The organism is Anaerococcus marasmi (genome assembly GCF_900290195.1).
In the GTDB taxonomy this organism is placed as follows: domain Bacteria; phylum Bacillota; class Clostridia; order Tissierellales; family Peptoniphilaceae; genus Anaerococcus; species Anaerococcus marasmi.
In genome coordinates this window covers 466,995-485,927 of sequence record NZ_OLMF01000004.1, presented here as the reverse complement: position 1 = coordinate 485,927, position 18,933 = coordinate 466,995, and the positions used below count along the sequence as shown (strand labels likewise).

Here is an 18,933-nt window from a genome sequence, read left to right as displayed (position 1 = left end):
TAATGAAATTATTTTATGTGGATAATAAATATTTCTTAAGGAGCAAATCTTGCTATCAAATTTAGAAAAATATTACAAGGAGAATCTAGAAAAATCTCTGGCCAGTTCATTTATAATCTTTGATGGAAATAGGGATGAGATTATAGGTAAAGCTAATGATAATCCCTTAAATGTAAGATCTGTGGCTAAGAGTGTTTTGGCTATTGGATCCTTAATACTGATGGAAAAAAGTCAATTTGATTTCAATATGGATACCTATATTTATCCCTTATTAGAAGATTGTATAACTCTAACAAATAAAGATAATATTAAATATTTAAAGGAAACTAAAGTAAAACATCTACTGTCGCATAGTGTAGGATATGATAAATCCTTGTTGATGTCAAAGGACATTGAAGGTATTCCTGAAGAAGATTTACTTAATTTATGTATTAATTATCCCATCAAGTTTAAGCCTGGTATTCATTTTCAATATTCAAATGCCTCTTATTACTTATTATCTGTAGTTATGGAAAATTATCTTAATTCTTCAATGTATGAATTTTTGAAAGATAATTTATTCGATAAAATAGATATAAAACAAGTAAAGTGGGATTCATATGGAAAGTTTATTGTTGGTGCTAGCAAGCTATATCTTAGTGATTTAGAAATGTTAAGAATAGGTCTACTATTATTAAATAAAGGAAAGCATATGGATCATAGAATTATTAGCGAAGATTCTATTAGTAAATTATTTACCCCTGTTTTTGCTAGAGATTCTGATAAATTCACTTATCTATCTGAAGATTTTTATACTTATGGTTTCTGGAAGAGTAAAAATCAAATAGTTTTTGCTTCAGGAACTGGTGGTCAAATAATTGCATTATTAGCCAATGAAAATATAGTTATAGTGACTACAAATGATAGATCTGACAATTTGTCAGATTCAATAAAAGAAGATGTTGATAATTTGATAAAATTTATTAAAGGAGATATTAATGGACTATAATTACCTAAACGAACTAAATGAAATATTTGAAGATCATGAAAAATTAATGGAAAATTTAAAAAAAGCTCTAGAAGAATTTGTAGATCATCAAGATGAGTACAAGAGACTAGTTACTTATTATTATAGCGAAGATTTTACAAAGGATATGGATGCATCCAACAGAGGAGAGATAGGGGATGATATAAATCAGGCTGTACTGAGCGAAGATGCTATCTATGATTTGATGGGAGAAAATTATTACACAGGCCTAGCCTTATTAGAAACAGCAAATGATTTGATACAAGATAGATAAATAAATATATAGTAAGAGGAGTTGCCAATAAATATGGTAGCTCTTTTACTATATATACTAGTTAAATAAGAATAAAAAAAAGAGGCAAGGCCTCTAATATGTTTGGTGCACCATCAGTGCTATTCTTGGGTATTGAGATTTCAACGATTGCGTATTTTAAGCCGTTTTTGTTTGGCTTTATTGGGCTTTATTGATGTACGTTGCCCACACGTTGCCCACAGAGGTTTATATTTTTTGTAGTTCTTTGTAAAGGTAGTCGTCGTATTCTTGGATGTAAGAATTTGCTGTTACGGCGAAGTCAGTATGGCCCATTAATTTTTGTAGAGCCTTATCGCTTACTCCGGATTGATGGGCAATGGTTGCGAAGGTGTATCGGCAAGTGTATGGGATTTTTCTTTTTATTCCAGCTTTTTCTAGGGCGGGATAATAGATATCCTTATAAAATTTAGTGTCGCTTGGGATGTAGGTTTCTCCGTTTAATCTTGTTGCTTCTACGATATTTCCTGTTTGACTTTGCTTTATTAGGTATTTTACTATGTCTTTGATTCTAGGATGTATATACATTTTTCGTGTTTTGCCTGCATCTGTTTTTTCGCCAAAATCTTTTATTTGGTTTTTATCAAGGTCAATCTTATTTGTTTTAAGATATAAGTATTCTCCTGTTCTCATTCCTGTAAATATCATTACTAGTACGTGCATGGCATCTGGATTGTGGGGGATTGATTTGAATAAGGTTTCTATTTCTGATTTTGTGAAGGTTTCTTTATGTCTTCTTATTCCTACACCACCTACTTCCAGGTACTTTGATAGGTCTAGTTGGATTAGGTTTTCTTTGATGGCTCTTTGGTATATTTTACTTACTACAATTTTTAATCTTTTTATTGAGTTTTGAGAGTATTCCATGTGGATGTATTCTCCGTTGCCTAGTGGTTTTTCGTAGCCTTCTAACTCCATTTGGTCTAAGACGTCTTGTAGGTCTGAATATTTTATGTCATGGATATTCATGTCGTGGAGTTCTTCAAATCTTTGGAAAGATTTCTCATGTCTAGCCTGGGTTTTACTACTCACTTTTAAGAATTCATTTGATCTCTTAAATTGTTGGAAGATTTCTTTGAAGGTAATTTCTGGTTCAGGTTCTTTGTAATTAATTAAAGCATCCAGGGCTTTGGTATAGGTTTTGTAAAAGCCTATGTCTTTTCTACCCTTACTTTTCGGAAGTCTTGCCCTGTATTGGTTGACTCTTACTTTGCCTTGAGGGGTATATTTGACTCGTTCGACTGAGCCTGTACCGTTTGGAAGTTTTCTTCTTGTAGCCATATTTCCTCCTATTTATGGTATAATAGAAGCAGGCGGAGTGATACCGTCTGCTAAGTTTCTAAGAGATTCCAGCGTTGGGGAACGAGGGGAATCTCTTTTTATTTATTTATAATTATAGAAACAAAAAACCCTACCACTATAATGTGATAGGGATATTGCAGTCCGCTTTCGCGAGGCCATTGAATATTCTATCATGATTATAGTTTACATATTAATATTTGTCAAAGTTTATAGTAGGCACTTATCTTTAAAATTGATTTAATTTTAAGGATGTTTTATTTATTTTTCTATATATATCCTTACGGTATAATTATAATCTTTCGATTTTATATATTTATCTTTTTTAGGATCGTAGACTTTTCTAGGACCTCCATAGATTTCAGCTCTAACTAAATTAGGTATTTTGGTTAATTTTCTCACTAATGATTTTTGGTCTCTAGAAATATATCCAATTGTTCTACGGTTTAAAGTAACCTTAATAGCTTTTGGGTCATTCTTATGATTTTCGTTTTTTAATTTTACTAGCGCATTGTTTTGAGCATAGTATTTATAATGGACTAATTTATCTATTTTATCATTATCCCAATCAGGGTGTGGAAATTTTTTCATAAATTTATCTATGTTTGAAGTATAATAATTAACTCCAGTTAGATAGATTTCCTCATAGTTATATTTCTCCTCTATCGTTAACCTAGTATTATCATAGCCTTCTGCATTTGGATCACTCTTGGTCTTCAACTTCTTATCTTCTCCGGTAACTTTTGCTATAACAATAATTATAATGATGGCCATTATTATATATTCCATGTTAAACTCCTTTTTAATTCATTATATATTTTATAGTATCCTCACTTACAGCTAATAGGTTTGCATATTGACTTATTGTATAATCTAAAGTTGGATCTATACTCTTACCTAAAATCCTAAAAGCAAAATAGTCTGCTTCTCTTTCTGTAGATGTCTTGTTAATAGAAAGAGGGGAGTAGTGATATATCTCTTCCTTGTGTAGGACTGCGTGGCCTAGTTCGTGGGCTAGGACAAAGGGCTTGATGTTTTCTACTAAATTGTTATCCATGTAGATATATTTGTGGTCATTTAGTTGACAGTAGAAGCTCTTGCCCTGGCAGGGTTTGATGGTTATGTCAAGGTAGGAGATGATATCGTATAGATCACTTGAACCTGCATTTTTTATTAGATTTTTGATTGTATCATCTATTTCCTTTTTAATCATGGTTAATCCTTATTCGTTATCTTTTAGTAATTTGTATAATGAAATAATTTCTTCGTCGTTCATTTGGGCTGGGTTTAGTTTGCCGTCGAATGCAGCCATGGGGATTGTCATTAGGTAGGATCTCATGTCATCTATTGTTGTTATGTAGTCGGAAGTATCTTCTTTGATGGTTTTCTTATATTTACCTGAGTCTACTAGATCTTGGGTGTAGGAGATGGCTTTTCCCTTTCCCTCATCATTTAATTGATTAAATAATTTGTCTATTTTACTAGTATTATTTGTTGTTGATTTCTGATCTAAATTTTTGTTATCTGAGTATCCCAGCAAATAAGCCGGAGAAACTTTTAAGGCTTCAGATAATAAATAAACTTTATCTTGTCTGGGTTTATATTTTCCGTTAGCCCAATCACTAATAGATGATTGAGTTATGCCGGTTATTTCTGATAATTTATTTTGAGAAATTTTATTTTCGTTCATTAATTGATTTAGTCTTTTCACAAAGTCTGACATTATTTTATCTTCTCCTTACTTTTTGTTATTTATATTATATAAGATATTCCGTAAAAAAACAACTGTTTATTAAAGGAAATATAAGAAAAACCGTTGACAAGATAAAAAGAAGATGGTAATATATGAATAACGGATAAACCGATTAGAGAAAAGGGGGTATTTCTTTGGAATTTAATTACAATAAATTAAAAGGAAAAATTAAAGAAGTTTATGGAACTCAACAAGAATTTGCTAAAGCTCTAGGCATTAGCTCTACTACGCTTAATACCAGATTGAAAAATGAGACTTTTTTCAATCAATCAGAGATTGAAAAGACTAGAGATTTACTGAACTTAAAATCTGAGCAAGATATAATAGATATTTTTTTTACTGCAGTATAACGGATAATCCGTTTAGAAAAACAAAGGAGAGATTATGGGAGAAAAGGAAATATTAAAAGATGATTCATTCACTTTAGGAGTAGTTAGAAAGCTTAATAGTGCAATTAAGAAGTTAAACATTTTACAAGTAGAAGAGTCTAAGCAAATTTTAATTGAATTACAGAAAGAATTTGTTTCCGAGGATATGGAAGATTTTGATTATTTTCAAGATGAAATTTTTGCTGAGGTAGATTTTTCAAAAGATGAGTATAGACAGGATTTTGTTATAGATGAGCTAATCGTAAGTAATATTTATGAGCTAAGCGAAACTTTGAGAGGATTTAGAATTCTTGCTAAGGCTTACAACGTTCATTGTAAGCCTAAGAAGATTATTATTAGATCTACTAACTAATAATATATTTTTTGATTATTTTTCTGAGTCTTATTATAAGCTTTCAAAGATTCGTTGATTTGCTTGTAGGTATCTTTGTATAGCTTTACTAAGGATTCAGGTGTCTGATCAGAAAGATTTCTTGATTCTAAGAAAAGTTTTGTTAGGTATTCGGTTGTATTATCGAATGAATTTTCAGACATAATTTTGCCTCCTTTCTTGGTTTTATTATACGAGATTGTGGAGGAAGTTATAAATTAATTAAGTTTTCAAGCAATAAGGAAGGAGGAGATTGTGGGATGGATTAAAAAAGCTATTAACTATTTTAAGGATGGTATGGACGATAGAACTTATACAAGGCTGATGATTAAGGATAGTAAGGTATTTTGGTTTTTTATGGATTGGATTTGTCCTTGCTTGTCAGCCTTGGGTGTGGCTTTTCTTTATAATTATTTTTTAAGGAAATAGGTAGTTTGCTATTGCACTTACTAGTAGGGCTACAAGGGAAGGGAAGAAGAAGGATCTAATAATTTCCCAGAAGATATTTCTTCGATTGTGTAAGACGTAGTCTAGGAGATAGGACTTGCCATTGGTAGTGAGGGATAAGTTTCCCGTGTACTTTATTTTATCAAAGCCATTAGAGTCTTTGGTCCAAATATAAGATTCTTCGATATATTGAGTCTCTTCTTCACCAGGCTTAAAGTATAGGCCTTTGGGTTTGGACATTGTTTCTAGTCTGTGGAGTGTCTGGTATTTATTATCCGGGAATTTGGATAGGATTTGATGCTTTGTTAGTATATTATCATTTTTTAGTATGTATTTTAGTATTTTTACATTAACTATTGCAAAATCGTCGTAGGTTGACATGGGTTTCTCCTTTTTGATTTTATTATACAAGATTATGGAGGAGATACTAAATTAAAGTCGTAAGTCAAGCAATAAGGAAGGAGGAGATTATGGGAGAGAGATTAGTTGAATATGAAAATTTAGAAATCGCAAGCAAAAAGGATGTAGAGATAAATATTAATTTTCTTGCTTTTAAGGATGAGGACCTAGATTTTATAGATACTATTTTTGAGAAAATGAAAAGAATAGAAAAGGAGTACAAGGTAAATTGCACTCCTGTAAATATTAACATAACACGTTAATATCCGTAAGCTGATAGAGCTTCTTTGACTTGTTCATAAGTTTCTTTGTAGAGTTTTACAATTGACTCTGGAGTTTGGTCGGACAAGTCCTTTGATTCTAGTAGAAGTCGTGTTAAGTATTCTACTTGTTCATAAAAAGAAGTAGTTGGCATATAGTCACCTCCTTTCTTGGTTTTATTATACGAGATTGTGGAGGAGATTATAAAATAATGTTGTTTGTTAAGGAATAAGGAAGGAGGAGGTTATGGGAAGGCATAAAATTTACAGAGAAAAATTTATTGAGTTGGCTAATAAGAAATTTACTGATGAAGATGTTTTTATTAAGCTTAGCTATAAGGAAAAGGAGATAAAGCCTATTGATACTATAAAAGACATCTTGCGTTTCTTGAAGATGCCTTTTAGGGATAAATATGAGCCGACTTTTAGGTTAGATGTTCAAATAAGATTGGTAAAGATGATTTATTTTAAAGAAGTTGGCTGAGCAAAAGTCTTTTGATTCTTGGTCTATAAAGATTTGACCTGAAGCTATAAGGTGAAGACCTAATATTGCTAGTGTAATTAATTCGGTTTGGTCTTTTGTAAGATTATTAGCTTTGTGAGTTCCAAGTTGATTTATCAAATCAGGAACTAGATGGGATTTAGAGAATAGTTTTCTATTATTTGGTGTATCTGGCAGTGCATCTTGTAAGTCAGGTAGCAAAGCTAGACCGTGATTTATTATTTTGATTTGGTGATTATCAAGTGATAAGTTTGGTTGTTCCATTAGTAAATGTCTCCTTTTTAATTTCACTATACACGATTATAGGGGAGATGGTAATTGTAAAAATGGTAAATGTTATTAAATAAAAAATACTAATAAGCAATAAGGAAGGAGGAGATTATGTTTTGGAAAAGAAAAAGGAAAATAAAAAATCGCTCATTAACAGGGAGAAATAAAAAGGAGTCTATTTCTATAGTTGTTAGCAAGAGAGAGAAACTAATAAGCATAGTTAAACAAGATGCTAATCAAATTTCACATGATACTTACCGTCTTGAAAGTATAAGGGTAGATTAGTTCTTTTTCTATCTGTTCAGCCTTTTGAAGGAATAAGGAAGGAGGGTTTAATTGGTTAAATTTATTGTATTGATTTTACTTATTTTCTCTATTTATAAATGGTTTGTATATAGTATGGCTTTTAAAGGTCTTATGTATTACGTAGGTACTCATTTTGGAGAAGATGAGATGGACAAGATAGATATGGGAAAAGTCATTCAAACTGCTATAAAAAACACTTTGAATGACTTTAGAGGTTAGTATCCCAATTCTTGTTTGATTATTTCAGTTATAACGCTAGTTGATATTTGCTTCACTGCATCAAGTGATTTAAGGCCTAGTTTTTTAGAGATAGTTTTAGTTTTACTCCAAACAGTATTACTTCTTATATTTTCTAAAAACTCATGACCTAGCGGGGTTAGATAGGAGACTGTTGTATATTCTCCTGTTTCTAACATTACTTCAATCATACCTGATATTTCACATTGTTTTAGGTGGTAGAAGAACTCTTCTCTTGAGTAGTCTTTAATCAAAGGTTGATTGTTTTCTTCGACTTCATAAGGCTTGTGAAAAGTAATGGGTTTTTCATATCCTGTGTATTCTTCAATAGTAAGTAGGATATCACGAATTAAGTCGTTGTTTAATTTCATTGTTATACCTCCTTTCTTGGTTTTATTATACAGGATGTTTTAGGAGATAGGAATTTAAAAACAAAGGAGAGATTATGGAGAATTCTAAAAGTTTGAATTTAAAAATCAAGGTCAAGGGGCTAGATGACTTTAGAGAAAAACTTGATGAACTTAGTAGTGAATTTGAAAAGCTTAAAAACAATATGGACAGGATTAATGTCCTGGTCAATGAGATTAATGAGTTGGATTTGGTAGTGGATGTCGATAGGGATTTGAAATGAGGTTTGTATGGAGAAAGTTATTGATAATAGATTGAATTCTAGGTATGTGGAAGGATTGGAGTATGCAGAGAGTAGGCTTTCTGGGATGTCTATTGATGTTTTAAGGAGAGCGTGCAGGGCGGATAAGCTTACTTTTGCGGTTGCTTTGCCTCCTGAGGATGAGAATATCAAGTGGAGGTACTTGGTAGATGTACAGACTTTTGAGAAATGTTTGAAGGGTGAATTGAATTTGTTTAAGTAAGGAGGATTTATGAGTATTGAAGATTTTAATAAGGCTCTAGGAGAGTTTGAAAAGGGATATTACGCTAGGGAAGAAGGAGAACTTTTCTTGGTGTATAAGGATGCGAGTCCGGTAGATGAGTTTGTTGGATCTTGCTATGCAGATGATGTAGAAGAGTATGGAATTGAGGATACTCTTAGGGAATTTGGAATTTATTAGGAGGGTTTATGGATTATTTAAAGGCTAGTGAGATGTATAAGGCTATTAAGGTGAGTAGGGCTGAGAAGCCTAGTGAAGTTTTTAGGGCTATTAATAATGAAAAATTAAAGGATAAGAGATCTTATGCGAGAAGTCCTAGAAGGGCCTGGTATAGGGAGAAGGAGAAAAACATTGAGGCTAGCATTTTGATTGTGATTGGTGCTATGTTTTTACTTCTGGCTCTGGCTGGTCAAAGAGAGACTGATAGGATATTTGGCAGCATTTGTATTTTTGTTACTTTAGTTTTTGGGGTGATTATATGAGTATTGATTACAAAAAAGCTTTGGAGCTTCTTAAGACGGAAGAGCCTATTTACTATGATGGCCACTTAAAAAGAAAGGTTACTGGAATTGTTTGGAGACGTGATATTGATGCCTTAGTACCAAGGCTTGAAGTACTTGACGAGGAGACTCATTCAGTTTCTTATGTAGGTCTTGATAAGGTCGATTTGGCTCAAGATGTAAAAACTATTAATCCAGATGGGACTGAGGTCCTTAAGGCTTGCCATAGGATGGAAGATATTCTTGACCAGATTAAGACCTCGATTGCTTACGAACGTGGGGCTGGTGCTGCTGAGGGTTATGTAAGGATTATGAGGGAAGCTATTAAGCTTGATAAGGCAATTTGCGATTTTTCCATTAAAGAGTCTGATAAGAAAGTTTTGGAGACTATAAAGGCTGGTCAAGATCTCACAGCTGAAGAGATTAGCAAAGAAGATGCTGACCTTGCAAAAAGGATTGAAGAGTTCGAGGAAGAAAGTTTATAAAAAAAGATGAGCTAAAAATAAGCTCATCAATGGTTGTGTACTGGTTATATTATACCCCTTATTTTGCTTGACTACAAGCTACAAGGCCGTATTTTCAGGGAGTTTTGCGTGACTCCCTTACGGGCTTGTAATTGGTATTATCTTTTGTACGGTACACAAAAATTAAGGTGTGCTATGAGAAATTTTGTAAGAGAAAAAAAGATATACTGTGGAGAAAATTATATGGAGGTGGACCTATACTCTTTATCTGAGTATCAGTTAGAAAAGAAAAAAGGTAAGAGGTCTAAGAAAAAGTATGTATCACTTCCTAAGCAAGAAAAAATGAATGACAAAAATGCTAGGAGAAGATTTATCCAGCTTGCTGAAACTAATTTTGGCCAAGATGATATTTTCTTATCGCTTACTTATAAGGACATATATCTACCTAAGTCTTATGATGATGCTCAAAGAGAGATTAGAAATTACCTTAGAAGGCTTAAGGATAGGATGAAGTCTCAGGGAGTAGAAGAAGAGCTTAGATATATAGTAGTTACATCAATGAGAGAGCCTAGAGGAGATGATAAGGGTGTGAGATACCACCATCATCTTTTATTATCCTGTGGTCTTGATAGAGATATGATTGAGGATTGCTGGAGAAGGCCAAGAAGAAAAGGGCAAAAAAAAGGTGACCTTATAGGATATGCAGATAGTAAGAGAATCCAAGAAGATATAAATGCCGGGATTTTAGGGTTGGCTAATTATTTGGCCAAGCATACATCCTATAAGAGAAAGTGGTCCTGCAGCAAAAACCTCGAGAGACCTTTTGAGAGGACTAATGACCATAAATACTCTAGGAAGAGATTAATCCAGTATGCCCTAAATCCTTATGACATAGAAAGATGGGAAAAGATATATCCTGGCTGGACTGTAGCTGATAAGGACTTTGGAATAGAAGCTAAATATAACGACTTTACCGGTTGGGCAGTCTATTTGAAGCTACGTAGAAAGATAAAAAATAAGCTTTTGGAATAAAAAAGACTTATCCACAATTAAGATAAGGTTTAAATATAAACATCTATAAGACTTATACACATTGATTAGGTAAAAGCAATATTTCTAAAAGGTGAATTATCCACATCAAAGGGCAGAGTTAGTCAAAATGTATAAGCTTGTATGTAAAATTGAGATAGATTTTATATGACATAATAATTGGATTGAATGATTTTGCCTTATTTATCCACATAGATATTTTGAGACTTTTTATTCTGTGGATAATCATTTAGTTATATTGAGTGAAAAGACTTATCCACAATATAAAAGATTAGATATTTATAATATATAAAAGGACTTATGCACACTATAAAAATATATATAAAAAATAAAAATATGATGAATAAATATAGGAGGAATTATGGAGAAGCTAAGTTTAAAGAATCCGGAACTATTTAATGATTTGATTTTTGGTGTAGATAATCATATGTCTACAGTCATGGGAAAGGTAGTTAGAGGAGATTTTGAATCAGGAGAGGTTACTGTAAAGATTAAGCTTGCCTGTGAGTACGAGGAAGTAAAAATACCACGTGCTGGTAGTGATTTTGAAATTAAGAAATATAAGAAGCCAGTTATTAAGTATTCTATCAAGTCAAATCTAAAGCAGTCCTTTTCTAACGAAAATAGTGTAGTTACTGATAATTATATGGTAGATGCTAAGGATAATTCAGTAATGCTTAAGAGAATGGATGAGGATCAATTGTCTATGTTAGGAGACATAGATGATTAGTACTTACGAGCTTGATCAAGCCAAGGCACGCCAGAGGTATAGGAATAGACAGTCCAACGGCTTTGGTAAAAACTTTGAGAAGTTCGTGGCCATGGGCTGTGATTTCTATAAGCAAGAAGGGATAGCGGATATTAGTAAGGTTGATGAGCCTTTTCGAGTGATTAGACTTTTAAGGAATGGGAGATTCGAAGGGCAATTCACTAGAAAGGCAAATCCTGACTTTGAAGGAACAATCAGAGGTGGGAGATCCATATGCTTCGAGTGTAAGTATACTAGTAAGGATAAAATCCTACAGTCGGTGATTACTAAGAAGCAGGCAGAGGTCCTTGATAGTAAGTACAGGCTTGGAGGTCTGGTAGGAGTCTGCTGTGGTATAGGAGATAGGCATTTCTATGTGCCATGGGAGATATGGTCAGATATGGAAGGCATATGGGGCAAGAAGAGTGTTACTGCAAGCAATTTGAGAAAGTACGAGGTTCCTTTTAGGCAAGGGATAAGATTTTTGGATAATATTAATAGGAGTATGTATGACACCACAAATGATTAGGGCTTTAACATATTTTATGTTAGCAGTGTTTTTTAAAGAGAGTTTTGATTTTGTTGATATGAAGAAAGCGAAAAACATATCTTCAATTGTAATTATGACAATTATATTGAGGTTTTTGTTTCTTGTTTATAGGCAATGGAGCTATTTAGGATAGGAGGGAAAATAATGGAAATAATTGAAAAAATAAGAGGTAATGTTGAAAAACAAAATATAAAACATTTAGATAAAAAATTTCAAAAAATGTTAGGAAGAGATGCAAACAAAAATGAAATAAGATTTTTTCCTTATTTAATGCATTGTCTAATGGATCAGTATGTTGATAGAAGCAAATTAAATAAATACGAAATAGATTTATTACAAGACTATCAAAATAAGGGATTATTGATGAAACAATGTACAGATATAGGTTGTACCAAAGAGTTTTGGGATTTCATAAATGAAATTGTTTACGAAAGGTATGTTTGTGATGTGCAATAATGTTAATTGTAGTAGTCGTGAAGATGCGAAAGATGAACTATTGAAAGAGATTGACAGAATCCTATCTGATGTTAAAAATTTTAGGAATAAAGGAGTTGGAGAGCTATTTAACGGCATAGATAAACTAGAAAATGACCTAGAAATCTTTGCAAATAATTTGAAAGATTTTGAGTTGGTGGAGGTGGAAGAATGAGTGAGAAAAAATATCAATTCGATTTAACAGAAAATCAAGTCAATATGATAGATAAATTAATCGAAGAAAAATTTCAACTTGCTAACGATATGAATGAATCAGTAAACAATGGAGTAGAACTTATATCTTTAACTTCTTATCTTAATTTTGAACTAGGTTTTAATCAAGGTTTTGAAAAATCAATGGAGGTTGAAGAATGAAAATTGCAGATGCCGTTATTAATTTTATGAAAGAAGAATGTAAGGAAAACGGCTGGGACATAAAAGATTGGCATATTGTACCTTTTGATCGTCATGATTTTTGCTGGGAAGCTTTGAAATTGGCTGGAAAATTACCTAATGCTGAGCGCGGGGAACATTGTAGAGGTTATGAGTATAGGTATAAAGATTGCAAAAGCATTGCTGATGCTTTAGAAAGAGATAAGAGATTTAGAAAAACTTTGACACCTCACCAGGTGCTTAGAAGGATGTTTTATTATGTGGGGGGGAAGAAGTCAAAAAGGATTGATTTATGAAAGTAAAAGACTTAATAAAAGAATTAGAATATTTTTACCAATAAGACGAAGATACTGAAATTTTGGCTTATCTTTATGATAAAGATTTAAAAGTTGAACATGAGTTTAATTTTAGAGTAGATGGAGATATTGGACCTTTGTTGATTTTGGAAGAGAATAGGAGATTATTATGAAAGTCTATATGTATGGGATGAAGAATAAGGCCAGGGATGAGAAGAATTATCTGAAGATTGATTATATTAGAGATTTATATCTGGAGGAGATGACCTGCGACTTAAGGGATGAGTATTACAACATTCTTTGCTATAGGAAGAGGCTAGGAGATCATATTCTTAAAATGTATGGATATGAGTATATAGGCGCTAGGGAAATAGAGGATGAATAGACAGCAGAGGAGAAAGATTCAAAAAGAGCTACTAAAAGACTTAGCTAATGGCAATATAAGACAAACCAAAGCTGAATATGAGAAAGCTAAGCTAGATAGGGAAGCGGAGCTAGTTCTTAATTTCTTAGGTATATGTTCCAAAGCTCTAAGGATAGAGTTTGGTTTTGGAAAGAAAAGAAATGCAAGATTTGTAAGTAAAGTTCATGAACTTCTTGATGAAGTAGCCTTAGGTCATATAGACCTAGAAGATATGATTGATAATTTAAAATAAGTAGGAGTTAAAATGATTTTGAAGGTTAATTTTAAGAATGGATCTAGAGAGAATTTCAGTATAGATGATTATTATGTAGCAGATAATGATATTTGCTTGTATATGGAGAAGGACGGCAAGCAGGTAGGGATGATTAATCTTTGCGAGGTTAGGTATTATTTTGTGGAGGATTAATGATTAATAGATGTAAATATTTAAATGATGAAGGAGAAATAGTTGTAGCAGATTTGTATGGGATATTTCAGTATTCAACTATAACCCAGCCATCTTTAATGATAGGAGGATCTCCTGGAGGTGTTATAGCTTATCCAGTTGCAGTGATAGTAGATAGTGGCAAGATAAGGCAGATAAAGATTAATAGGATTAAAGAAGTTTACGAGGTATGACAATGAAGAAAAAGGTTATAGATTTAAGTCATTTAGACAGTATCGAAATAAGCAAGAATGGTAGATATAAGATTAATCTTGTTGATGGGTCTTGCGAATTTATTAGGAAGTCCAGGGCTGTTGATTTCTTTCTAGATGATATTGAGGAGATGGGCAAGCAGTTTAGAAGTAGGTATGGAAATAGGAAATGAAAGATTTTATAAAATTATCTTGTACTAATGAAAACAAAGCTATGGTTCTAAACCTTAGTATATATGAAATTATGGAAATTTTTGTTACTGGTAAGTATTGCTCCATGCGAGTTAGGAAGGAAGGGGTTTTGGGATATAACTATTTCACTATAGAGAATATAAGTTATTCTGGAGATATTAAGGAGTATGTGGAGCATGAAAACAGATGAGGAGGATAGAGATTTATGGTAGAGTTTAGAGACTTGGACGGTGCTTATTTTAGGGTAAAGAGGAATGGCAAGTGGCAGAATATTTCTTTTTCTGATTTGACGGAATCTGAGATGTATGAGGTTATTGATAGTAAGGGAATGATGTGGCTTAGGAATATGTGTGTATTTTTGGGTCAGACTATTAGGAAGATAGGAGATGAATTTGATTTGGTTAGGGAGGATAAGGAATGAGATATAAGGCTCCATATGAGTTAGTTAAGAAGGATGGAGACCAGGGTTGGGATATTAGGTCTACTAAGGAGAGGTTTTTAAACAAAGGGGAGACTGTTACTTTTCCTACTGGTGTTCATATAGAGTTTGATGATGGATTAGGAGCTTTGGTTGTTCCTAGGAGTGGTTTATCTAGCAAGGGCATACTTTGCCATTTGGGTCTAGTAGACAGTTCGTATAGAGGAGAGATTGGTGTTAATCTTACTAATATAGGAGATAAGGACTACAAGGTTCATGAAGGAGATAGGATTGGCCAGCTGGTTTTCTTTGATGAGAAGAAGGTTTTTTTAGAAAAAGTGGAGGAGATTATTAATGACACAGAAAGAGGAAGTAAAGGATTTGGCTCTAGTGGTAGATGATGTGATTGTTAGGCTTAAGTCTATGTCAGTGAAGGAGCTTAAGGAGCAGAAGGAGCTTTGGGAGGAGAGGATTTGCAATGATGAGGTCGATAGTCCTTGTCAAGGTCCTAGGCTTAAGGTCCTTAGGGCTATTATCAAGGAATTAAATTCTAGGAGATTTTATTAAGCATGCAAGATTTTTATATGAATTTGGTTAAGGAGAAGCTTAAGAAGTATGTATATGCCAAGGATTTTATTGACCATGCCACAAGTCAGGTGGAGGAGTTAAAGTCTAAGAAGGAAAGCAAGATGGTAGCAAGCTATGGTCTTGCTCCTTCTTTTGGTGGTGGATCTAGTCAAGAGGATAAGATCATTAATATTAATGCTAAGATAGAGATGCTTGAGAAGAATATTCTAAAGAATAAGGATATCGTTGATAGTGTTGATTATGGTCTTAAAGGTCTATCTGAAGAAGAAATTGACATTACTTTATCTATCTACGGTAAGAAGCAAAGTTGGGATAAGGTGGAGGAGCTTAAAGATAAGTACAATTATTCGAAGTCTAGGCTTTATGGTATAGCTAGGATAGGGCTTGAGCATATTTCTTTTAGACTTTATGGTGAAGCGTAGGAATATTATAGGAAAAATACAGGACTATTTTTAGTATAAAGTGTGGTATTATATATACTAAGATGGTCTAGAGAATATTACAAGTAAATATGTTTCTTAAAAGGGGATTGCTTTGCAGTCTCCTTTTTGCTTTAAGTATTTGACCAAGGCTACCACTCCTTATTATATTAGTAACTAACTTTACAATTGCGGCCATTAATTGCTTGGTGGCCTTGGTCAAGGATTTAAAGAGGTGATAGTATGCAAAGACCCGATAGGACTGGACCTCATAGGGCACAGTTTGAGCGTAATAAAAAGATAATATTAAGGACGCAGAATGTTTGTGGTATATGCGGAAGGCCCGTAGACTTAAGCCTTAAGCCACCTAATCCATTAGCTCCTTGTATAGATCATATAGTTCCAGTTAGTAAAGGTGGTCATCCTTCTGATATAGAGAACCTACAGCTAGCTCATTGGACTTGTAATAGACAGAAGTCTGATAAGCTTTTTAAGAATAAAGAAGCAATGGAGCCTCAAGTAATAGGCAATAGGAATCTTCCTTGGTCGACTGATTGGACGAAATACAAACCGAAAAAATTTAAAGCTTGATGGGGGCATACCACCCTCCCCGGTCGGACGGCCGGAGTTCAGGCGTCTACTGTACATTTTTTCTCGTGCGGGTTAATTTAGTTTTTGGAGGAAGGAGAAAATATTGAATAATGATTGAAGATTTAAGGAGAAAGCTTGAGAAACACGAAAAGCGTGTTAATCTTAAGTATAAATATTATGATTGTAAGAAGATTGATTACGACCCTGGAATAGTTATTCCAGTTGGCATAAGACAGAGATATTTATCTGTTCTTGGCTGGTGTGCTAAGGCTGTTGATATCCTTGCAGATAGATTAGTGTTTAAAGGATTTGATAATGATATTTTTAGTATTGAGGAGATCTTTAATATAAATAATCCTGATATATTTTTTGATTCTGCAATTCTTTCTGCATTAATAGGTTCTTGTTGTTTTGTATATATAACTAAAGATAAGGAAGGTAGCGTAAGACTTCAAATTATAGAAGGTTCTAACGCTACAGGAAATATAGATCCAATAACAGGTCTTCTAAAAGAAGGCTACGCAGTTCTTGAAAGAGACAATTATGGAAGAGCCAATCTAGAAGCGTATTTCCTTCCTGGCAAGACTGAAATATATGCTAAAGGAAAGAAAGCAGTTGTATTTAATCACAAGTCTAATTTAGTTAATCTTGTTCCTATTATTTATAGACCTGATGCAGTAAGGCCATTTGGTAGAAGTAGAATAACTAGACCTGCAATTTATTTTCAAAAACATGCAAAAAGAACTCTGGAAAGATCTGATATATCTGCAGAGTTCTATTCTTTTCCTCAAAAATACGTTGTGGGTCTTTCGCCAGATGCTGAACCACTAGAAAAGTGGAAGGCTACTATTTCTTCTATGTTACAATTTAACAAAGATGATAAGGGAGAAAGCCCGAAGTTAGGTCAATTTGCTCAACAGTCAATGAGCCCTTTTACTGAACAACTAAGAACTCTAGCATCTGGATTTGCAGGAGAGACGGGTCTTACACTTGATGACCTAGGTTTTGTAACTGATAATCCTTCGTCTGCAGAAGCTATTAAAGCGAGTCACGAGACACTAAGAATAACTGCAAGGAAGGCACAGAGGTGTTTTGGGTCAGGATTTCTTAATGTTGGGTATGTAGCTAGATGTCTAGAAGATGATATTCCATACAGAAGAAATCAATTCTATCAAACTAGACCTATGTGGTATCCGGTATTTGAACCAGATGTAGCAACTCTTTCTGGAATAGGAGATGCAGCTATAAAAATTAATCAATCTATACCTGGATACTTTGGTAAGGATAACTTATCAGAGCTAACTGGTTTTGATGCAAGCACAGAACCACCAGTTGTAGAGGCTATGAATGAAGAATGATGAAATTAAGGATATTGTTCCTGGTATTTTTGAGAGAATAGAAAAAACTTTTAAACTAAAAACTAAAGAATCTAAAATCATCAAGGAGAAGTTAAAAGCTCTCAAAGATAAAAGAGCAACTTACAAAGATGCAAACGACTTTGCTATTGAATTAGGAGATATTTTGGCTAGTGCATTTAGTTCAAATATCAGTGCTGAAGATTTGCCAGATGGAAAGATGTACTACAATATAGCCAAAAGATTAATAGAGCCTAATATGATAAGAAATCATGATTTAGTATCTGAATATTCAAAGGAAGTTCAAAGCATATTAAATAAACAAGCTAATATATCAATACAAGCACAAAAAGCAGAGCTAAACCAAGATAGGATTGATAAGCTAGTATATAAAATTAGTGAATATGATTCCTTTGAACAAGGTAAATGGCTGCTTGATGAACCTATTAAAAACTTCACGCAGGCTATTGTAGACGATACTATAAAGAAAAATGCAGGCCTACACTATAAGGCAGGATTAAGACCCAAGATTATTAGGAGAGAAAAAGGGAACTGCTGTGATTGGTGTAAAGAAATAGTTGGAACATATTCTTATCCAGACGTACCAGAAGATATTTATAAAAGACATAGATATTGTAGGTGTACAGTTGACTATGTACCAGGAGATGGCAAAAAGCAAAATGTATGGTCTAAACAGTGGAAAGATATTGAAAAAGATGATAAAATTAAAGAAAGAAAAGCTATTGCTGCTAGGTCATCTTCTATAGAAATTACTAAAAGAGTCAGAAATGGTGAATTAAGTTTAAAATTAAACAAAGATCACTTAGAGAAACATCATGAAGGCAATAGAAGATTTGAAGATTATTATAAATCTAGGATTAAAAAGGGATATGGACTTCAAAGTATATTAACAATTGATTATGATGAAGCTCAAAGGTTAATTAATGATAATTACGGAAAAGGCATTGTCACTGTTACAAAGGCAGGCAAGGCTAGAAGTGAAGAAGAATTTAATTTTCACAAAGTAATTGGATATTACGTATACGATGGAAAAAAGTATCCTACAACAAAGGGTAGAATAATTTATTCCAAAAAAGGTAGTCATATTATACCAATAAAAGGAGAATATTTTGATTAATTTAGAGAAAGCACAATGGGCTGACAATATAATTGTAATATTAAAAAATGGAGAAAAATTCCAAGGTTCAGGTGCAGGAATTTTAATGGCTGAAGATTTTGATGATTCTGAGTACCAGTATGATACTTTTTATGTAAATAATGGTGTAAAATCAATAGCTTTAAAAATTGAAGATATAAAAGAAATAATATTAAAATAAGCACAGCTAAACTTACAGGTGTAGGATTTTAGAGGTGCTTTTTTAGTAGAAAATTATCGA

The 18,933-nt window shown here is 33.0% G+C and carries 44 protein-coding genes; 35 read left to right on the top strand and 9 right to left on the bottom strand.

Annotated elements, in window-relative coordinates; all coding sequences use genetic code 11:
• The first annotated feature begins 49 nt into the window (after window positions 1-49).
• Window positions 50-988, top strand: a complete 939-nt coding sequence (locus tag C7D97_RS02695; RefSeq protein ID WP_158679108.1) for a serine hydrolase domain-containing protein — start codon at window positions 50-52, stop codon at window positions 986-988.
• The gene (locus C7D97_RS02690) at window positions 978-1,280 is read left to right on the top strand and encodes a DUF4298 domain-containing protein (protein WP_105300592.1); all 303 of its coding nucleotides are present in this window, start codon (window positions 978-980) and stop codon (window positions 1,278-1,280) included. The genes C7D97_RS02695 and C7D97_RS02690 overlap by 11 nt, the downstream gene beginning before the upstream one ends.
• A gap of 225 nt (window positions 1,281-1,505) precedes the next feature.
• Here C7D97_RS02690 and C7D97_RS02685 read toward each other — a convergent pair whose 3' ends face one another.
• The 4 genes from C7D97_RS02685 to C7D97_RS02670 form a co-directional block, all read right to left on the bottom strand.
• The gene (locus C7D97_RS02685; protein WP_105300591.1) at window positions 1,506-2,597 is read right to left on the bottom strand and encodes a tyrosine-type recombinase/integrase; all 1,092 of its coding nucleotides are present in this window, start codon (window positions 2,595-2,597) and stop codon (window positions 1,506-1,508) included.
• Window positions 2,598-2,876: 279 nt separating this feature from the next.
• The gene (locus C7D97_RS02680) at window positions 2,877-3,404 is read right to left on the bottom strand and encodes a hypothetical protein (RefSeq protein WP_105300590.1); all 528 of its coding nucleotides are present in this window, start codon (window positions 3,402-3,404) and stop codon (window positions 2,877-2,879) included.
• A gap of 13 nt (window positions 3,405-3,417) precedes the next feature.
• The gene (locus C7D97_RS02675; RefSeq protein ID WP_105300589.1) at window positions 3,418-3,828 is read right to left on the bottom strand and encodes an ImmA/IrrE family metallo-endopeptidase; all 411 of its coding nucleotides are present in this window, start codon (window positions 3,826-3,828) and stop codon (window positions 3,418-3,420) included.
• Between the two features lie 9 nt (window positions 3,829-3,837).
• A complete protein-coding gene (locus C7D97_RS02670; RefSeq protein WP_105300588.1) occupies window positions 3,838-4,338 on the bottom strand; it encodes a helix-turn-helix domain-containing protein in 501 nt (166 codons plus the stop codon).
• 164 nt (window positions 4,339-4,502) lie between these two features.
• Here C7D97_RS02670 and C7D97_RS02665 point away from each other — a divergent pair, with 164 nt between their 5' ends.
• Both C7D97_RS02665 and C7D97_RS02660 read left to right on the top strand, forming a co-directional pair.
• Complete coding sequence (locus tag C7D97_RS02665; RefSeq protein ID WP_105300587.1) at window positions 4,503-4,718, top strand: DUF739 family protein; 216 nt, start codon at window positions 4,503-4,505, stop codon at window positions 4,716-4,718.
• 34 nt (window positions 4,719-4,752) lie between these two features.
• The gene (locus C7D97_RS02660) at window positions 4,753-5,109 is read left to right on the top strand and encodes a hypothetical protein (RefSeq protein WP_105300586.1); all 357 of its coding nucleotides are present in this window, start codon (window positions 4,753-4,755) and stop codon (window positions 5,107-5,109) included.
• Here C7D97_RS02660 and C7D97_RS02655 read toward each other — a convergent pair.
• Window positions 5,106-5,291 carry a hypothetical protein gene (locus tag C7D97_RS02655; RefSeq protein WP_105300585.1) on the bottom strand — a complete coding sequence of 62 codons (186 nt, stop codon included), beginning with the start codon at window positions 5,289-5,291 and terminating at the stop codon, window positions 5,106-5,108. The genes C7D97_RS02660 and C7D97_RS02655 overlap by 4 nt on opposite strands.
• 91 nt (window positions 5,292-5,382) lie before the next feature.
• On the opposite strand from C7D97_RS02655, the gene C7D97_RS10480 reads away from it, so the two are divergent.
• Window positions 5,383-5,556 (top strand): hypothetical protein, encoded by a 174-nt coding sequence (locus C7D97_RS10480; RefSeq protein ID WP_158679107.1) that lies wholly within the window; start codon window positions 5,383-5,385, stop codon window positions 5,554-5,556.
• Here C7D97_RS10480 and C7D97_RS02650 read toward each other — a convergent pair.
• Window positions 5,545-5,955, bottom strand: a complete 411-nt coding sequence (locus C7D97_RS02650; RefSeq protein ID WP_105300584.1) for a hypothetical protein — start codon at window positions 5,953-5,955, stop codon at window positions 5,545-5,547. The two genes, C7D97_RS10480 and C7D97_RS02650, sit on opposite strands and share 12 nt — an antisense overlap.
• Before the next feature lie 89 nt (window positions 5,956-6,044).
• On the opposite strand from C7D97_RS02650, the gene C7D97_RS02645 reads away from it, so the two are divergent.
• Complete coding sequence (locus C7D97_RS02645; protein WP_105300583.1) at window positions 6,045-6,236, top strand: hypothetical protein; 192 nt, start codon at window positions 6,045-6,047, stop codon at window positions 6,234-6,236.
• On the opposite strand, the gene C7D97_RS10475 is transcribed toward C7D97_RS02645, so the two are convergent.
• Window positions 6,233-6,388, bottom strand: a complete 156-nt coding sequence (locus C7D97_RS10475; protein WP_158679106.1) for a hypothetical protein — start codon at window positions 6,386-6,388, stop codon at window positions 6,233-6,235. The two genes, C7D97_RS02645 and C7D97_RS10475, sit on opposite strands and share 4 nt — an antisense overlap.
• A 92-nt stretch (window positions 6,389-6,480) precedes the next feature.
• On the opposite strand from C7D97_RS10475, the gene C7D97_RS02640 reads away from it, so the two are divergent.
• Complete coding sequence (locus C7D97_RS02640) at window positions 6,481-6,717, top strand: hypothetical protein (RefSeq protein WP_105300582.1); 237 nt, start codon at window positions 6,481-6,483, stop codon at window positions 6,715-6,717.
• On the opposite strand, the gene C7D97_RS02635 is transcribed toward C7D97_RS02640, so the two are convergent.
• Window positions 6,664-6,999, bottom strand: coding sequence for a hypothetical protein (locus C7D97_RS02635; RefSeq protein WP_105300581.1), 336 nt, complete (start codon window positions 6,997-6,999; stop codon window positions 6,664-6,666). The genes C7D97_RS02640 and C7D97_RS02635 overlap by 54 nt on opposite strands.
• A 117-nt stretch (window positions 7,000-7,116) precedes the next feature.
• Between C7D97_RS02635 and C7D97_RS10470 the strand changes: the two genes are divergently transcribed.
• Both C7D97_RS10470 and C7D97_RS02630 read left to right on the top strand, forming a co-directional pair.
• Complete coding sequence (locus C7D97_RS10470) at window positions 7,117-7,290, top strand: hypothetical protein (protein ID WP_158679105.1); 174 nt, start codon at window positions 7,117-7,119, stop codon at window positions 7,288-7,290.
• A 51-nt stretch (window positions 7,291-7,341) separates the two neighbouring features.
• A complete protein-coding gene (locus tag C7D97_RS02630) occupies window positions 7,342-7,530 on the top strand; it encodes a hypothetical protein (protein ID WP_105300580.1) in 189 nt (62 codons plus the stop codon).
• Here the strand turns inward: C7D97_RS02630 and C7D97_RS02625 are convergent.
• Complete coding sequence (locus C7D97_RS02625; RefSeq protein WP_105300579.1) at window positions 7,527-7,919, bottom strand: DUF2513 domain-containing protein; 393 nt, start codon at window positions 7,917-7,919, stop codon at window positions 7,527-7,529. The two genes, C7D97_RS02630 and C7D97_RS02625, sit on opposite strands and share 4 nt — an antisense overlap.
• 74 nt (window positions 7,920-7,993) lie before the next feature.
• Here C7D97_RS02625 and C7D97_RS02620 point away from each other — a divergent pair, with 74 nt between their 5' ends.
• The 26 genes from C7D97_RS02620 (at window position 7,994) to C7D97_RS02500 (ending at window position 18,873) form a co-directional block, all read left to right on the top strand.
• Entirely contained in the window at window positions 7,994-8,179 is a 186-nt protein-coding gene (locus C7D97_RS02620) for a hypothetical protein (protein ID WP_105300578.1), read from the top strand.
• A gap of 7 nt (window positions 8,180-8,186) precedes the next feature.
• The gene (locus C7D97_RS02615) at window positions 8,187-8,420 is read left to right on the top strand and encodes a hypothetical protein (RefSeq protein WP_105300577.1); all 234 of its coding nucleotides are present in this window, start codon (window positions 8,187-8,189) and stop codon (window positions 8,418-8,420) included.
• Window positions 8,421-8,429: 9 nt separating this feature from the next.
• The gene (locus tag C7D97_RS02610) at window positions 8,430-8,618 is read left to right on the top strand and encodes a hypothetical protein (RefSeq protein WP_105300576.1); all 189 of its coding nucleotides are present in this window, start codon (window positions 8,430-8,432) and stop codon (window positions 8,616-8,618) included.
• Between the two features lie 8 nt (window positions 8,619-8,626).
• Entirely contained in the window at window positions 8,627-8,920 is a 294-nt protein-coding gene (locus C7D97_RS02605) for a hypothetical protein (RefSeq protein ID WP_105300575.1), read from the top strand.
• Window positions 8,917-9,423 (top strand): hypothetical protein, encoded by a 507-nt coding sequence (locus C7D97_RS02600; protein WP_105300574.1) that lies wholly within the window; start codon window positions 8,917-8,919, stop codon window positions 9,421-9,423. The genes C7D97_RS02605 and C7D97_RS02600 overlap by 4 nt, the downstream gene beginning before the upstream one ends.
• 174 nt (window positions 9,424-9,597) lie before the next feature.
• Entirely contained in the window at window positions 9,598-10,434 is an 837-nt protein-coding gene (locus C7D97_RS02595) for a rolling circle replication-associated protein (protein WP_105300573.1), read from the top strand.
• A gap of 379 nt (window positions 10,435-10,813) precedes the next feature.
• Complete coding sequence (locus tag C7D97_RS02590) at window positions 10,814-11,182, top strand: hypothetical protein (protein ID WP_240308885.1); 369 nt, start codon at window positions 10,814-10,816, stop codon at window positions 11,180-11,182.
• Complete coding sequence (locus C7D97_RS02585; protein ID WP_105300571.1) at window positions 11,175-11,729, top strand: Holliday junction resolvase RecU; 555 nt, start codon at window positions 11,175-11,177, stop codon at window positions 11,727-11,729. Before C7D97_RS02590 ends, C7D97_RS02585 begins: the two co-directional genes overlap by 8 nt.
• Window positions 11,730-11,894: 165 nt before the next feature.
• Window positions 11,895-12,206 (top strand): hypothetical protein, encoded by a 312-nt coding sequence (locus C7D97_RS02580; RefSeq protein ID WP_105300570.1) that lies wholly within the window; start codon window positions 11,895-11,897, stop codon window positions 12,204-12,206.
• Window positions 12,196-12,399 carry a hypothetical protein gene (locus C7D97_RS02575; RefSeq protein WP_105300569.1) on the top strand — a complete coding sequence of 68 codons (204 nt, stop codon included), beginning with the start codon at window positions 12,196-12,198 and terminating at the stop codon, window positions 12,397-12,399. The genes C7D97_RS02580 and C7D97_RS02575 overlap by 11 nt, the downstream gene beginning before the upstream one ends.
• Entirely contained in the window at window positions 12,396-12,599 is a 204-nt protein-coding gene (locus tag C7D97_RS02570) for a hypothetical protein (protein WP_105300568.1), read from the top strand. The genes C7D97_RS02575 and C7D97_RS02570 overlap by 4 nt, the downstream gene beginning before the upstream one ends.
• Window positions 12,596-12,913, top strand: coding sequence for a hypothetical protein (locus tag C7D97_RS02565; RefSeq protein ID WP_105300567.1), 318 nt, complete (start codon window positions 12,596-12,598; stop codon window positions 12,911-12,913). Before C7D97_RS02570 ends, C7D97_RS02565 begins: the two co-directional genes overlap by 4 nt.
• Before the next feature lie 169 nt (window positions 12,914-13,082).
• Window positions 13,083-13,298 carry a hypothetical protein gene (locus C7D97_RS02560; RefSeq protein WP_105300566.1) on the top strand — a complete coding sequence of 72 codons (216 nt, stop codon included), beginning with the start codon at window positions 13,083-13,085 and terminating at the stop codon, window positions 13,296-13,298.
• Complete coding sequence (locus C7D97_RS02555; protein ID WP_105300565.1) at window positions 13,291-13,569, top strand: hypothetical protein; 279 nt, start codon at window positions 13,291-13,293, stop codon at window positions 13,567-13,569. The genes C7D97_RS02560 and C7D97_RS02555 overlap by 8 nt, the downstream gene beginning before the upstream one ends.
• 12 nt (window positions 13,570-13,581) lie before the next feature.
• Entirely contained in the window at window positions 13,582-13,743 is a 162-nt protein-coding gene (locus C7D97_RS10465; protein ID WP_158679104.1) for a hypothetical protein, read from the top strand.
• Window positions 13,743-13,955 (top strand): hypothetical protein, encoded by a 213-nt coding sequence (locus C7D97_RS02550; RefSeq protein WP_105300564.1) that lies wholly within the window; start codon window positions 13,743-13,745, stop codon window positions 13,953-13,955. The genes C7D97_RS10465 and C7D97_RS02550 overlap by 1 nt, the downstream gene beginning before the upstream one ends.
• 2 nt (window positions 13,956-13,957) lie before the next feature.
• Window positions 13,958-14,146 carry a hypothetical protein gene (locus C7D97_RS02545; protein WP_105300563.1) on the top strand — a complete coding sequence of 63 codons (189 nt, stop codon included), beginning with the start codon at window positions 13,958-13,960 and terminating at the stop codon, window positions 14,144-14,146.
• Window positions 14,143-14,355, top strand: a complete 213-nt coding sequence (locus tag C7D97_RS02540) for a hypothetical protein (protein WP_105300562.1) — start codon at window positions 14,143-14,145, stop codon at window positions 14,353-14,355. Before C7D97_RS02545 ends, C7D97_RS02540 begins: the two co-directional genes overlap by 4 nt.
• Window positions 14,356-14,370: 15 nt before the next feature.
• Window positions 14,371-14,586, top strand: a complete 216-nt coding sequence (locus C7D97_RS02535) for a hypothetical protein (RefSeq protein ID WP_105300561.1) — start codon at window positions 14,371-14,373, stop codon at window positions 14,584-14,586.
• On the top strand, window positions 14,583-14,984 hold the full coding sequence (dut, locus tag C7D97_RS02530; RefSeq protein ID WP_105300560.1) for a dUTP diphosphatase: 402 nt from the start codon (window positions 14,583-14,585) through the stop codon (window positions 14,982-14,984). The genes C7D97_RS02535 and dut overlap by 4 nt, the downstream gene beginning before the upstream one ends.
• Entirely contained in the window at window positions 14,938-15,150 is a 213-nt protein-coding gene (locus C7D97_RS02525) for a hypothetical protein (protein ID WP_105300559.1), read from the top strand. The genes dut and C7D97_RS02525 overlap by 47 nt, the downstream gene beginning before the upstream one ends.
• Before the next feature lie 2 nt (window positions 15,151-15,152).
• Window positions 15,153-15,593 carry a hypothetical protein gene (locus C7D97_RS02520; protein WP_105300558.1) on the top strand — a complete coding sequence of 147 codons (441 nt, stop codon included), beginning with the start codon at window positions 15,153-15,155 and terminating at the stop codon, window positions 15,591-15,593.
• A gap of 240 nt (window positions 15,594-15,833) precedes the next feature.
• Entirely contained in the window at window positions 15,834-16,181 is a 348-nt protein-coding gene (locus C7D97_RS02515; protein WP_105300557.1) for an HNH endonuclease, read from the top strand.
• A gap of 110 nt (window positions 16,182-16,291) precedes the next feature.
• Window positions 16,292-17,539, top strand: a complete 1,248-nt coding sequence (locus C7D97_RS02510) for a phage portal protein (protein ID WP_105300556.1) — start codon at window positions 16,292-16,294, stop codon at window positions 17,537-17,539.
• Window positions 17,529-18,674: a polymorphic toxin type 50 domain-containing protein gene (locus C7D97_RS02505; RefSeq protein ID WP_105300555.1), complete on the top strand. Its 1,146-nt coding sequence runs from the start codon at window positions 17,529-17,531 to the stop codon at window positions 18,672-18,674. The genes C7D97_RS02510 and C7D97_RS02505 overlap by 11 nt, the downstream gene beginning before the upstream one ends.
• Window positions 18,667-18,873: a hypothetical protein gene (locus tag C7D97_RS02500; protein WP_105300554.1), complete on the top strand. Its 207-nt coding sequence runs from the start codon at window positions 18,667-18,669 to the stop codon at window positions 18,871-18,873. Before C7D97_RS02505 ends, C7D97_RS02500 begins: the two co-directional genes overlap by 8 nt.
• The last annotated feature ends 60 nt before the right edge of the window (window positions 18,874-18,933 follow it).